This is a genomic window from Pirellulaceae bacterium (genome assembly GCA_029243025.1).
Classification (GTDB): domain Bacteria; phylum Planctomycetota; class Planctomycetia; order Pirellulales; family Pirellulaceae.
Map to the genome: position 1 here is coordinate 819,604 of JAQWSU010000045.1, position 14,349 is coordinate 833,952.

The window sequence follows — 14,349 nt, forward strand, 5'->3', positions numbered from 1 at the left end:
GCGTGTTGGGGAGACTCGTCTCTTGTTATTAATGGCAGCCAACCGCCTGCTTCCAGCAACTCATTCGCCATCAAGCAAATCCTCAAAATCCTCCAAGCAAATCAGCTGCGGTCCGCCATCTGCTCAAGCATCCTACGATGCTCTGCATTCGCGTCGACTCTCAACTCTTACTGATCCGGCAACGACTCAGGCTCCAAGATGGGTTGAGGGGGTGGAGGCGGAAGCTGTTCGAAGGGATCTTTCTCGGCGGGTTCGATCTGACGCGGAGATTTGAATGGATTGTCACGAAACAGATTGAAGAGTGGAAAACCGTCTTCGTTTTCTTGCTGAGAGGACTTACGTTGCATATCTACCTGAGCGTAAGCAATGACTCGGTCGTCCAGCATCACCAGATCGGCTTCCAAACCTCGAAACCATTCCATTAGGGGAGAATCATCTTGAGTTTCCGTTTGCTTCTGGTTTTCTTCTTGATCTTCGATCGCTCCTGACCAAGCTGTGGAAAGCCAGCGTCGCTGCCCATCTGCATCCTCATGCAACACATAATCTCCGCCAAGCGTACAAATCAGGTTTACGTCAAGAATCGATTCGGCAACCTCCAACGCTTGCTCTCGAGGCACACCTAGTTGCTGCGAAACGGCGTGCAGAAGATCTACATTTGCTTTCGACGTTTGAAAAGCGCGATGATCGCTCCAAGCATCGATCCATGGTCGCAACTTCGAAGCGGAAAGATCGCCGACTCGGACGCGAACCTGAGCCAAGTATTCAGATTGCTGTGGCGTCAATTGTGGTAACGTCGTTTTCAGCACTTGCTGATCAAACGAGAGCAAGGAAAAGCCATCGGGCGACTGCCTTCGCCACAGACCGAAGGGCAAGCGGGAATAGCCGGCCACATCCGCTCCCGCCCCAATCGGCAGCAAATCCAGCAATCCTAACTTGGGCCAGGTTCCCAAATAAGCCGGAGCCGATTGAAGAATCATCAACGTTCGCAAGATCGAACTGCGGCCAAAATCGAGCGGCATAGCCGCATCTTGAAGTCCCATCACAATCAGGTGTGGTCCGATGTCCTGCATCAGCATTCCGCCTCGCATCAACAGCTGTACGTTGACAATGTCTTCCGAGGGTCGCTTCAGCTCCAATTTGGATGGGGGACCAATCACCGAAGTAATCAAACCATACTTTTCGCGATCAAAAGGTAGCATCCGAGCTTCAATGCGTAAACGTTCCCGATCAGCCTCCGGCAGCGAAAATCGCTTTAAGGCCACGATCAGCGGATCCATTTGATTCCAATTCGTCGAATGAAACTCAAATAGCTTCTGGTACATCTCGGTCTCACGTCGGGTCAGCCCCGAAATCTCCATATCAGGTATCGGCACAAACGAGCCGCGACCACCTCGAATGGAATCCACATATTGGTCGCCCTCCGCGATCGGGAAACTGCCATCCGGCCGCATCTTGACGCTTTCGGGCACCAGCTGGGCGGAGACGAGTGCATCCAACGAATCATTGAGTCCCTCCCAGCGAGCGACCCACTGAGCCATCTGTAACACTTCCAGATCGTTCACCGCCTGGAGGCGTCTTCGCAACTCAATTTGATATTGAGGGCCCATTAATCCCTGGAAGAACTGAGGTGATAAATAGACGAAAACTGTATCCTGCCGGTCTAACGGTAACTCCTGGCGAGCCAGCAAGAATTCGGGGGTCTGTGCTAACGAAAGCGCACCATCCGCCGTCGCCAAGAACGCCTCAACCACCGCGCGTGATGTGGTGACTAAATGGTAGTTGCCATCGATGACATAAAATGATCGCAATCGGTTATCGGGGGTTGATGCAACAGAAACCGTGCGACCTGCGATTTCAATCGTCGACATCGAAGCGCCATTTTCCGCCTCGCGTTTGACTGCATCCCGACGTTGTTTCATCAAATCCGGCTCAAGTAACTTATTCTTGGCCTGGAACAGGATTCCAAAGGCGGCTCCTTCACGCAAATAAGTGTCACGCCCGATCATGGCTACATCCGCAATGACTTGACCACCCACGATTTTGGCTAAAGCCGATTCTTTAAGTCCCAGCTGATCCTGTAGACGTTGATTGAGTTGCGGGTCGTGACCTCGAGCAGTCACCATCCGACTAAGATCACCACCAAAGTCATCCAACAGTTGACGTAACCAAAGGTAGTTTTTAAAACTCCCAAATCGAAGGTAAAAACATTGGGCGGGCACACGCTTGGCAATCGGCTCGACCTCAACATCTCCGAGATCTTCCGAGACGCGTGTCGAAATCCAGGGGATGTCCGCGGGTAGGGGCTGATCAGCCGGGCCCGCATCCCTTGCTCTTCCCGTTAACGATTGCTCCAAACTTTGCTGACGTGCTGACTCGGTGTTTAATAATAAGGAAAGCGTCTGGTTTCCAGCTTCGTTTGACTCTCTCAAGTCCACCAGTCGACCTAGCAACGGATCTGAAAAACCCAAACGACGCGCTAGCACGGTGGTGAGATAAGATTCAATCACCGGTGGATAGTCGCTCTGACGTATCTGACTCTCTGCCGCAGCTGAATACTGTCGCCACCAAGCTCGTAATGTGCGCGCGTGCCCTCGAGAGTCTCGCTGTGGAGTAATCCGAAAAGTGCGCGTCTTATCGGCGGTGATCGTGATATCGAGCGGTTCGGCACCTCGAAAAAGAAAGTAGACCGACACCGGTCCGCCCAGCGCCGGTCCGCCCAGCGCCGGTACTCCATCAGCTAACCGCTGTCGCAAAATACCCAACGGTCCACCGGTGGTAAACACGGGATAGAATACCCGACCATTCGCTTCACTCAAAGAAAATCCTGTCGTCCCAGCTTCCGCAGTCGCTGCGACGGGTAACGACATCCGGACTACACCAAATGGCTGACCCACATAAGCCTCACCTCCACGCTGCCCACGCAACCCAAATCGCTGCGCGTTCAGTGAATGTCCAGACACGACTAGCAAGAAAACAGCCACCCCAAATGGCATCAAGCCACTCGCGGAAACGAGATTACGAATTGTCATTCGAATTTCCACCCAGCTAATTCAAGAAACCTTGCCTCGCGACAAACGCCAGCCATGATTGTTGCGTGGCGCATCGCATCAGGAAAGAACCAACTGGGATGGATTGCATTCCAACCAGACAGATCCGAAAAAGGTGGAGCGAAAATCCTTGGTGCAAACAGGCGATTAAGACACTAATCGAGTGGCAGGAATTTGACACAAACCGGGGTTGGCACTGCCACTTGTTGCCCGGTGGGCTGCAGTTTTCCCGTTGCCAGGTCAATTTCAAACAAAACAATCGAATCGCTTCCCTGATTTTCGGCAAACAGGTATTTTCCGGTCGGATCGATGGCAAAATTCCGTGGAGTTTTTCCACCGGTTGGCTCGACTTCGACCAGCGTCAGCAATCCTGTGTCGGCGTCAACCGTATAACAGGCGACGCTATCATGCCCCCGATTCGAACCATAGACAAATTTCCCGGAGGGATGAACGACAACCTCTGCCGTATAACTGGTTCCGTCGAAATCAGAGGGCAGGGTGGAGATCGTTTGAATCTTTTTCAGTTGTCCTCGTTCGGGATCGTATTGAAAAGCATTCACCGTCGATTTCAATTCATTGATGACGTAAGCCGTTTTACCGGATGGATGAAAGCTAAAGTGACGTGGCCCTGATCCGGGTTCAACGGCTGCCGCACCTGCGCGAGATAATTTTTGTTTATCCGCGTCAAATCGATAGACGACAACTTCATCGGTACCCAGATCTGCGACAAAGGCAAATTCGTTTTGAGCATCTAGATTAATGGAATGGGCATGGGGGGCCTCCTGCCGAGATAGGTTGTCACTTGTCCCTTCGTGTTGATGAAAATCAGTTTGCTTGCCCAACCGTCCATCGGACTCGATGGCTCGCAAACTCACGTTGCCCCCGGTGTAGTTGGCCGTCAGGAGCGTATTGCCAGCTTGATCAACAACCAGGTGACAGGGGGCAGCGCCAGCCGACGCAACTTGATTCAATGGCTTAAGTCGTCCCGACTCTTGATCGATGGCAAAGGCGGTCAGTGCTCCGCTTTTCTTACCCTCAAAGTCGGCCGTTTCATTGACCGCGTAAAGATATTTTCCTGTCGGATGAATCGCTAAAAAAGAGGGATTAACGGCCTCAGCGGCGAGTCGCGGCTTCGACAATCGTCCGGTTTCTGCATCAAATTCCGCCACATAGATACCCTGACTACCTGAACCGGTATAGGTACCGATATAAACACGAAACATGTCTGCCCTTGCTCCTAATCCAAAGTTTCCCCAGAGGAAGCAGGCCCACAGCACATATTGAAACCAAGTTCGTACGTTCATTTCCGTTGACCTTTCTTCGTCATGATTCACCAAGCTTGCTCGCCATCTTAACAGATTCAACCGCCCAAAGTGCGGATCGAATAAAGTAACGCACTGCACCGAAAGGCCAGCAGCCTCCTTGAACGTAGTGCAGACTTGGTTCACGATATCATCAGTGCACGCAACCATGTTTTGAGTGAGGCTTAAAGTGAGCTATGCAAACAAATACGTCGAACGGTTAGCCGAACTTGATCGCAAGGGTCACCCGTTTGTGTCGGTCACGATGGTTGATGCCATTGGCAGCACCCCCCAAGACATCGGCTCGAAAATGCTGGTCGATCAAGACGGCTTAGTGTTTGGCACGGTAGGCGGTGGTCGCGTCGAAAGACAGGCAATCGAAGCGGCCCAATCGATGCTATCACACATCGATCCCACCACGACCTCCGAATTAGTTGAATGGAATCTGCAGCAAGATGTCGGGATGACCTGCGGTGGCGTCGTGCGTCTATTCTTCGAAACCTTCAATGCGCGTCGCTGGCATATTGTTATCTTCGGCGCGGGACATGTTGCTCAGGCGTTAGCGCGATGCTTACTGTCATTGGACTGCCAAATCACTTGTATCGATCAGCGTGAAGACTGGTTGGCCCGATTCCCAACATCGCCAAAGCTTTCAATTCAGCAGAGTGATAATCCGGCGGACGAAGTCAAAATATTACGAGACGAGGATTTTGTGGTCTGCATGACGATGGGGCATCGCACCGACCGACCTATCTTGGAGCAAATCTTTCAGCAGAATCGCGAATTTTCGTTTTTGGGGGTGATTGGCAGCCGCGCCAAGAGAAATGTGCTGGTGAGGGAACTGTTGGACGCAGGCATTGATACACAGCGCGCCGAAGCATTTTTCTGTCCGATTGGCCTCGCGATCGGCAATAACCAACCAGCAGAAATTGCACTAAGCATTGCCGCACAGTTATTAGAGCACCGTGACAAAATCTGGACCTAGGCGGGATCGGGTGCTTTGCCGGAAAAGTTGTCCAACGTGGCGAGTTGGGATCTTGTGATCTGGTGGTTTCTGAAAACAGTTTGCCACGCGACTGCCTGACAGTTCTGCGAAGCGCGCAGGTAGCGGTCGGGAGATGTGATCAGCCGCTGAACCTTTTCTGCAATCTCTTCGGTGGCTCCCGGGTGGACGATCCCGCAATCCAGGATGATCTCCTCATCCTGCCAGGCCCACGTGAGAGCAGGGCCGAAGATCGTCGGAACCCCAAGCAAGCAAGAGCTCGCACGCATTGTAGGAAAAGGACTCGGACAAGCTTGCGCAAAGGCCCAACGCTACCTTGTCAAGAAGCGATCGGTACTCTTGCTCGGGCAAACTGCCAACCGCAGTCAATGACAGGGAAAAGAAATCTGCGCACTCCCACAGGAGGGGCGACGCATAATTCGTCAGAAGGTCAAAGGAGACGTTGCTTTCCCGTTCGACAATCGCCAGAGCGGCAATCTGAGAATAGGTGTTCTTGTGCCGGTAATAGTCATCCTGGTCCTGAATGGTCAACGGCAGCCAGATCTTTCTATTGCCACTCTCCGTGCATGCTCTCTTCTGCGGCAATTCATCCCTGCCCGTGAAGCCGGGCAGGCAGTGAGGAAGCCAGGTTGCGCTGAGCGTCGGCACCGTTCTCTGGAGAAGTTCCGCTGCGTCCTTGTCAGCGCAGAACAGGCGGGTACGATGCCCCCATTCCTGTATCTCCCTCATCACTGCGATGGTACCGCTGAGTTCATTGGAGAGGTCCATTTGCAGTACAGGGCTGTGGAGGAGCACTCCATAGCGAACGTCTTTTTTTTTCCAGCGTTGCATGTGGGAGCGGCAAGCGCCGTTCAGCTGGTCGTTGAATATGACCAAGTCGCCTGACTGAGGCTGCAGGTCGCCAAGTTCAGACTCGCGGTGGAGCGACACTCCGCCGTCTGCGATATCTCGCAGGCCTTGAAGATAGGTCGTCATTCCGCTGTGCGGATGGGGCTCCTGGTAGACGATTCGCAACATTTGCTTTGCCTAGTGGCTTCTCGAAGCCGTAATGGTGTCTCGTAAACGATCAAGTTGCAGTCCGGATGTCCGGTACACGTCCTCAAAGCTCGCGTTCCGTTCGGCCGATCGTCCTGCAGAAGGCATGGGCTGCGGCTCCGTCAAGGCATGTCGGTATCGCTGGATGTGGCCGGACATCGCCTCAAACAACACAGTACGTCGAGGCTCTTTCTCCTTGAACCAATCGTTCCTGTTGATCAGCCAAATTCCGTATTGGATCGAAGCGCTTTGCAGAAAATCGCTTGTCTCGGGTTCGGGGCAGGCGACGGGTTCATCCCCCAGGATTACGCAGCCGCCTTGTTTCAACGCCGCGGCTTCCAGGGGATAGGTTCTGCACCAGATGGGCCACAGTGAGATCGGGAGGAGGAGTGGCCAGCCCTTTTCCTGGCCGAAGAGGTTCGGATCGCAGCCGAATCGGTCGGCAAGAACAGGAGAGAAGGCGAAGCAGAATCGCCGGATCGATGAAATCGCCTTGTGCAGCTGCTCTTCGCTTGCATTGTCAGGAACGAGGAAACCGAGGCTGAAAGATCCATTGTCAGCAGGACTTCGGCAGAACAAGATGCTGAGTTTCTCGAGTTCCCCAAGATCGGGGACCCTGTTCTTGGTTGGCACCGCATCCACGGATGTATCGCCAGAAAGATAGTCCCGGAGCAATGGGAGCAGTTCGTGAAACTTTCGCATCGCGTCGAAATCGCTGAACTGGGCCCGGCCGCCAGAGAGCTCGAGCTGGTCGGCCATCTTTTCCAGTGAATGCTCCAGCAACGCCGTGGAGATACCGATCGGCTGCTCCGTCTGGAAGAGATGTGGCAACACGAAGTAGTGGTACCCCATTATAAGATTTCGCCGGTGGTCACGAATGTTGGCCTGCCGATCCTTTGTGGTCATGGCATCTTGAAGAGCTCTCTGCTCATTCGGTGAAAGTCTGTTCAGAATGATCTGGAATGTCTTGCGCGACTGCATCGGCGCACAGGCAAGTCGCAGGCTATCTGCAAATTCCTCCAGGGTCAGAATGTCCACTTCGACCAACATCGGGGCGACCCATCGCAGCTGTGCATACCGTCGCCAGAACCGCTCCAGAAACAACAGCCGCTCGGGAATCGAATGGACACGGACGATGACGGTCAAGTCAATGTCGCTGATACCCGGGCGTGGTGATGGTTGAGCCGCGCGGAAAGCGTCCTTGTTCGTGCCACTGTTCTCGCTTGATCTCACCATCAGGGCGAGGATGTCTCCTTCACGTCCCAGGAAGCGATTCACCAACTCCAGGGCAAGCCGGTAATATTAGATGTACAACCAGCGAAGCCCCGGAGTCTCACTGGTGGCAACAATGAGCATTCGGAAGTAGTGGAAAACACGGGCTTTGAATAAGACAGACACTGGATTGGTCGGTGAAACGCTAGGAAAGTGTAGTGAATCCTGCCGTTCCAACTTTAGCTTTCACTGCCGTATAGTAAGCGTGAAAATCTTAAATAGCAGTCATCGTGAGACCCTGCCCGCATATCTACCTTCCGACCCATCTCGAGAATGTCGTCTTATCCGGCGCAAAGCGGTCATTGGGCGTAACCGCGAGAGTGAATCTGTCGCCCACTGTTGCCCCCTTATTCGCGATATGGACGGCGGTTCGGTCAGGGGCGAATCTCTGCGGAGATATTTACCACTGCTAGTTTGCTGCGAGAGTCGAACCAAGCGAAACCCCGGGGGCGGGCAGACTGGTTTGGCCCATCAGGAATTCGTCAACGGCACGTGCTACACCGCGACCTTCGTTGATCGCCCAGACAACCAACGACTGTCCACGCCGACAATCCCCTGCGGCAAACACTCGGGGCACGTTAGTTGCATAGTCACCGTGTTCGGCTTTGAACGTCTCCCAATTACCGCGCGGATTCTGCATTTCGAGTCCAAGCATTCCGCCAATTGTTTTTTCAGGGCCCAGGAAGCCGGTGGCAAAAAAGACCAGATCGGCAGGCCACTCTTTCTCAGATCCGGCAACCTCTGTAAACGGGGCTTTCTCTCCCGGTTTCGACCAATCCAGTTCGACGGTCTTCACGCTTTTTACATTCCCTTGACCATCGTTGACAAATTCCTTGGTCAATACGGCGTAAGTCCGAGGATCATTTCCAAACCGAGCTTCCGTTTCCGCGTGTGAATAGTCGACACGAAAAATGCGTGGCCATTGGGGCCAGGGGTTGTTATCCGCTCGCTCTGCCGGTGCTTTATCGAGCAGTTCAAAATTGACAACGCTCTTGCACTCGTGACGCAAGGAGGTACCGATACAGTCCGCTCCCGTATCGCCACCACCGATCACAATGACGTCCTTGCCGGCTGCCGAAATAAACTTTTCATCGGCCAAGTGCGAATCGAGAAAGCTCTTCGTATTTCGCGTCAGGAATTCCATCGCATTGTGAATCCCTTTCAGTTCTCGGCCAGGGCATTTCGCCATTGGATCGAACGGACGTGTGGCACCAGTAGCAAGCACCAGCGAGTCAAACTGTTCGAGAAGTTCGTTCGGATCAATGAATTGCACATCACAGTCACGATCTTGCATGATCCGCGTCATGTGCCCTTCGCCAAAATCCTCCTTTTTACCGATATGAGCATTCGTAACGAAATCAACACCCTCCGCACGCATTTGGTCAACTCGTCGCGCCACAGTCTGCTTGTCGAGCTTCATATTGGGAATGCCGTACATCAGCAAACCACCAATCCGATCGGCTCGTTCATAGACGGTCACTTTGTGCCCTGCCTGATTCAATTGTGCAGCAGCAGACAATCCTGCCGGGCCAGAACCCACGACAGCCACCGTCTTGCCTGTGCGGCTAGACGGTGGGTTCGGAACGATCCAACCTTCTGACCAACCACGATCAACGATCGCGTTTTCGATATTCTTGATCGTCACCGGGGGTTCAATGATCCCCAATACACAGGCCCCTTCGCAGGGAGCAGGACAAGTGCGACCGGTGAACTCAGGAAAATTGTTGGTCTTGTGGAGTCGGTCAAGCGCATCGCGCCAGCGTTCCTGGTAGACCAAGTCATTCCACTCGGGAATCAGGTTATCGATTGGGCAACCACTGTTGGATTGGCAGAACGGCACACCACAATCCATGCAGCGAGCCCCTTGCAACTTGAGATGACTCGCATTCGCTTGCGTGAAGATTTCCAAAAAATCATTCGCCCGCTCAACCGGATCGCGGTAAGGAACAGGCTGCCGAGGAAACTCTTTGAAACCGGTTGGTTTTCCCATCTTTGAACATCTTTTCTACGAGGTGAATGTGAACGGTGGCTGAATCCGATCAAGCACGTGGCGTGGAAACATTATGACTTCACGGAAGCTTCGACTTCCTCGTCGTGCTTCTTTCGTTCCGCGAGGACTCGTTTGTAGTCGGTAGGCATTACCTTGACAAACTGTGAAGTCGCTTGGGGCCAATTCTGCAACAGCGAGTCGGCCACCGTCGATCCTGTAAATTGGTGATGCATTTCGATCATCTCGAACAGTTCGCTAATGTCCTCGTCGGTTTCAACGCGTTCGAGTTCGACCATCCCGAGATTACATTTGTTATCTCGAAAGTCATCATGGTCGGCCAGAACGTACGCAACTCCACCACTCATTCCGGCAGCAAAATTACGTCCCGTATCCCCCAGAATAATCGCCCGGCCACCTGTCATATATTCGCAAGCGTGGTCACCCACTCCTTCGATTACGGCCCAAGCACCACTGTTACGAACACAGAAACGTTCGGCGGCTCTCCCACGAAAAAAGGCGAAGCCGCGAGTGGCTCCGTACAGCACGACGTTTCCGACAATGATGTTCTCCTCTGCGACAAAGCTACTATTGGTTGGCGGATAGATCATGATCTTCCCACCTGACAATCCCTTACCCACGTAGTCATTTGCATCACCTTCCAATTCCAAAGTGACACCTTTGGCCAGAAAGGCTCCAAAACTTTGCCCGGCCGAACCGGTTAACTTAATCTTGATCGTGTCATCCGGCAGCAAATCCAGGCCATGGGCCTTCGCAATTTCATGGCTCAGAATTGTCCCAACCGTCCGATTCGTATTTACAATCGGCAATTCAATTTGCACCGACTCTCCGGATTCAATGGCCGGCTTAGCGAGTTTCACCAGCTCATTGTCCAGCGCCTTATCCAAACCATGATCCTGCGACATTTGACAGTAGACACCCACATCAGGATGAGGCTTCTCAGCCATAGTCAACATTGGTGTTAGGTCAAGGCCGTCCGACTTCCAATGCTGGATCACCGTTTCTGTTTCCAAGCAATCCACACGCCCAATCATTTCGTTGACCGATCGGAATCCAAGCTCGGCCATGATTTTCCGAGCCTCTTCGGCGACCATGAAGAGATAGTTGACGACATGTTCTGGCTTGCCCGAAAACTTGGACCGCAGAATTGGATCTTGTGTCGCGATTCCGACCGGGCAGGTATTTAAATGACACTTTCGCATCATGATGCAGCCCAGCGTCACCAAGGGAGCCGTACTGAAACCAAATTCTTCGGCACCGAGCAAGGCCGCGATAACCACATCCCGGCCGGTCTTCAGTTGGCCGTCGGTCTGCAATACCACACGTGATCGTAAATCATTCAGCACTAACGTTTGGTGCGTCTCGGCGATACCAAGCTCCCAAGGCAATCCGGCATGTTTGATGCTGGTCAGTGGCGAAGCCCCCGTGCCTCCACTGTCACCCGAGATCAAAATGTGGTCCGCATACCCCTTTGCCACACCCGCGGCAATGGTTCCCACACCCACTTCAGAGACCAACTTGACACTAACACGAGCAGACGGATTCGCATTTTTCAAGTCATGAATCAACTGTTTCAGATCTTCGATGGAATAGATATCATGATGAGGTGGTGGACTGATCAGTCCCACGCCAGGGGTCGAAAATCGCACACGAGCGATTCGGTCATCCACTTTTCGACCGGGCAATTCCCCGCCTTCACCCGGCTTGGCACCCTGGGATATCTTGATCTGTAACTCATCGGCATTCGACAGATAATTGATCGTGACACCAAAGCGTCCCGATGCAATTTGCTTGATTGCACTTCGGCGAGAATCTCCATTCGGATCGGGTGTCCAACGTTCGGTTTCTTCGCCGCCTTCACCCGTATTACTTTTTCCACCCAAACGGTTCATGGCAATTGCCAATGACTCGTGAGACTCGGCCGAGATCGACCCGAAACTCATGGCTCCGGTACAAAATCGTTTTACGATCTCTTTTGCGGGCTGGACTTCCTCCAACGGAACCGCGTTGCCAGCAACGCCGGACTTAAATTTGAGCAAGCCGCGAAGGGCACAGCGGGTCTTTGCGTCGGAATTCGCATAGTCAGCAAAGCGTTGATAGGCATCCGAACTATTGGTTCGGGAAGCCACCTGCAAATCAGAGATTGAAGTTGGATCCCACATGTGGCGTTCACCATCAGCTCGCCAATGGAACTCGCCCACATTGGGCAGTGCCGACATCCGTTGCTCATCTCGTTCGGGATAGCCGATCGCATGGCGACGCAATAATTCCTGAGCCAATACCTGAAAGTCAACTCCTTTGATTCGACTCGCGGTACCCACAAAACAGCGATCGATCACTTCTCGCCCCAAACCAACAGCTTCAAAGATCTGAGCTCCTTTGTATGACTGCAAGGTGGAAATGCCCATCTTGGCCATGACTTTCAACATGCCTTTGGCGACGCCCTTTCGGTAGAGCGCCACAATCTTTTCGTCACCCATCTCATCGGGCAACAATCCATCACGTTTCGCGCTCCAAAGCGACTCGAAAGCAAGATAAGGATTAATCGCGTCGGCTCCAAAACCAATCAACAGGCAGTGGTGATGCACTTCCCGTGCCTCACCTGTTTCAACCACGATTCCGATGCGAGTTCTTTTCGCTTGCCGAACGAGATGATGGTGAACAGCCCCTGTTGCGAGCAACGCACAAACGGGGATTTGATCCGGTCCAACCTCACGATCACTCAAAACAATCAGGCTGAAACCGTCATCAATCGCCTGTTCCGCCTCGGCACAAATACGATCGATTGCCTTCACGAGCCCTGCCGTGCCTTCCGCTTTCGGCCAGGTGATATCAATGGATTGGGCGCGCCAATCGCGTCCACTCGCGTTTTCCTCAATGTTCCGCAGTGCGGCAAGTTCTTCGTTGCTGAGAATTGGATGAGGCACCAACAGACGATGAGCTTGCTGTTGGGACGAATTGAGCAGGTTGCCCTCGGGCCCGATGTAGCATTCCAGCGACATGATGATCTCTTCGCGAATCGAGTCGACCGCCGGATTCGTGACCTGCGCAAACAGTTGCTTGAAGTAGTCGTACAACATACGAGGTTGATCCGACAAACAGGCGAGTGCCGAATCGTTACCCATTGAGCCTACCGGATCGCGCTGCTGCTCGATCAACGGCAGCAACATGAACTGCATCGTTTCTGTCGTGAACCCAAAGGCTTGCATACGAGGCAGCAAGCTCTCCGAATCGTAACCGGGGACCTCGCCCGACGGCTTCAGATCGGCGAGCCGAATTCGTTCTTTTTTCAGCCACTCGCCGTAGGGACGTCCCTTGGCGAATTCCGACTTCAGCTCCTCATCGGGAATCAGTCTCCCCTGCTCAAAATCGATCAAGAAAATTCGGCCTGGCTGTAACCGCCCCTTCTCCTTCACGATCGCCGGATCGACCGACAGAACACCCACTTCACTTGCCATGATCACACGGTCGTCGTGGGTCAGATAATAACGAGAGGGTCGCAAACCGTTACGATCGAGTGCTGCACCAATGTAGTGGCCATCGGTAAAAGCAACCGAAGCGGGACCATCCCATGGCTCCATCAAGCAAGAGTGGTATTCGTAAAAGGCCCGTTTCTCCTCTGGCATCGTCTCGTGATTCTGCCAAGCTTCCGGAATCATCATCATGACCGCTTCTTGCAAAGTCCGTCCCGACATCAGCAAGAATTCCAAGACGTTATCAAACGTCCCACTGTCCGAGTGATCGGGCTCGACGACAGGAAAGAGTTTCTCAAGATCCTCGCCGAACAAGGGACTCTCCACCACGCCTTCTCGGGCTCGCATCCAGTTCGAATTGCCACGTAGCGTGTTAATCTCACCATTGTGACTCATGAACCGCTTGGGCTGGGCTCGATCCCAACTCGGGAAGGTGTTGGTCGAGAAACGAGAGTGAACCATCGCCAGGTGTGTGGTGTAGTCGGGATCCTTCAAGTCAGGATAATAATCAAGCACCTGCCAGGACATCAGCATGCCCTTGTAGATGATGACTTTGCTGGACAGGCTGCTCACGTAGAACATTTTCGCCTGTTTCATCGAACTGTCTTGCCGCAAAACACGGGTGCCACTTTTGCGAATGATGTAAAGCTGTCTTTCGAACGCATCACCTTCGAACCCGTCACCGGCAGCGACGATCAATTGCTCGACATACGGCTCAGACTGCAACGCCGTCGGTCCAACATTGGCCGTTTTCGAATCAGTCGGCACCTTTCGCCAGCCCATCAATCGCTGGCCTTGCTGTTTGATCATCTGATCAATCGTTGCTTTGCATTTCGCCCGTTCCTGCTCCCGCTGTGGCAGGAAGACAATTCCAGCAGCAAATTTCCCCGGTTCCGGCAAGTCGGCGCCCAGATCAGCTTTCGCAACCTTGCGCAGAAATTCATGAGGCAAGGCCGTCAACATGCCGGCACCATCCCCCGTGTTCGCTTCGCAGCCGCATGCGCCTCGGTGATCCATATTTTGCAGCACTTCGTCAGCATCCAGAATGATCTGGTGGCTACGCTGACCCTTGATGTGTGCCACAAAGCCAACACCACAAGCGTCCTTTTCGTTGGCAGGATCGTAAAGACCGTGCTGCCGCGGAAAACCGTAATCGTTATGAACCTTCATGCTACTCCACCATCTTCCCAAACAATTTCAATCGTCTTGG

At 53.1% G+C, this 14,349-nt stretch carries 7 protein-coding genes; 1 reads left to right on the forward strand and 6 read right to left on the reverse strand.

All coding sequences use genetic code 11. From position 1 onward, the window contains the following. Positions 1 to 167: 167 nt before the first annotated feature. The gene (locus tag P8N76_22030) at positions 168 to 3,029 is read right to left on the reverse strand and encodes a hypothetical protein (GenBank protein ID MDG2384363.1); all 2,862 of its coding nucleotides are present in this window, start codon (positions 3,027 to 3,029) and stop codon (positions 168 to 170) included. A 173-nt stretch (positions 3,030 to 3,202) separates the two neighbouring features. Further along, complete coding sequence (locus P8N76_22035) at positions 3,203 to 4,351, reverse strand: lactonase family protein (protein MDG2384364.1); 1,149 nt, start codon at positions 4,349 to 4,351, stop codon at positions 3,203 to 3,205. Between the two features lie 187 nt (positions 4,352 to 4,538). On the opposite strand from P8N76_22035, the gene xdhC reads away from it, so the two are divergent. Beyond that, on the forward strand, positions 4,539 to 5,333 hold the full coding sequence (gene xdhC, locus P8N76_22040) for a xanthine dehydrogenase accessory protein XdhC (GenBank protein ID MDG2384365.1): 795 nt from the start codon (positions 4,539 to 4,541) through the stop codon (positions 5,331 to 5,333). Positions 5,334 to 5,546: 213 nt separating this feature from the next. Here the strand turns inward: xdhC and P8N76_22045 are convergent, their stop codons facing one another. The 4 genes from P8N76_22045 to gltB all read right to left on the reverse strand — a co-directional run bounded on the left by P8N76_22045 (position 5,547) and on the right by gltB (position 14,309). Then, on the reverse strand, positions 5,547 to 6,368 hold the full coding sequence (locus P8N76_22045; protein ID MDG2384366.1) for a hypothetical protein: 822 nt from the start codon (positions 6,366 to 6,368) through the stop codon (positions 5,547 to 5,549). A 9-nt stretch (positions 6,369 to 6,377) separates the two neighbouring features. Next, positions 6,378 to 7,664: a hypothetical protein gene (locus P8N76_22050; GenBank protein MDG2384367.1), complete on the reverse strand. Its 1,287-nt coding sequence runs from the start codon at positions 7,662 to 7,664 to the stop codon at positions 6,378 to 6,380. A 403-nt stretch (positions 7,665 to 8,067) separates the two neighbouring features. Then, complete coding sequence (locus tag P8N76_22055) at positions 8,068 to 9,648, reverse strand: glutamate synthase subunit beta (protein ID MDG2384368.1); 1,581 nt, start codon at positions 9,646 to 9,648, stop codon at positions 8,068 to 8,070. Positions 9,649 to 9,719: 71 nt separating this feature from the next. After that, entirely contained in the window at positions 9,720 to 14,309 is a 4,590-nt protein-coding gene (gltB, locus tag P8N76_22060) for a glutamate synthase large subunit (protein ID MDG2384369.1), read from the reverse strand. Between the last annotated feature and the right edge of the window lie 40 nt (positions 14,310 to 14,349).

Bases quoted from the DNA above. Each gene is read 5' to 3' on its own strand.
- P8N76_22030 (MDG2384363.1), bottom strand. From the start codon at position 3,029: ATGACAATTCGTAATCTCGTTTCCGCGAGTGGCTTGATGCCATTTGGG.
- P8N76_22035 (MDG2384364.1), bottom strand. From the start codon at position 4,351: ATGAACGTACGAACTTGGTTTCAATATGTGCTGTGGGCCTGCTTCCTC.
- P8N76_22045 (MDG2384366.1), bottom strand. From the start codon at position 6,368: ATGTTGCGAATCGTCTACCAGGAGCCCCATCCGCACAGCGGAATGACG.
- P8N76_22055 (MDG2384368.1), bottom strand. From the start codon at position 9,648: ATGGGAAAACCAACCGGTTTCAAAGAGTTTCCTCGGCAGCCTGTTCCT.
- gltB (MDG2384369.1), bottom strand. From the start codon at position 14,309: ATGAAGGTTCATAACGATTACGGTTTTCCGCGGCAGCACGGTCTTTAC.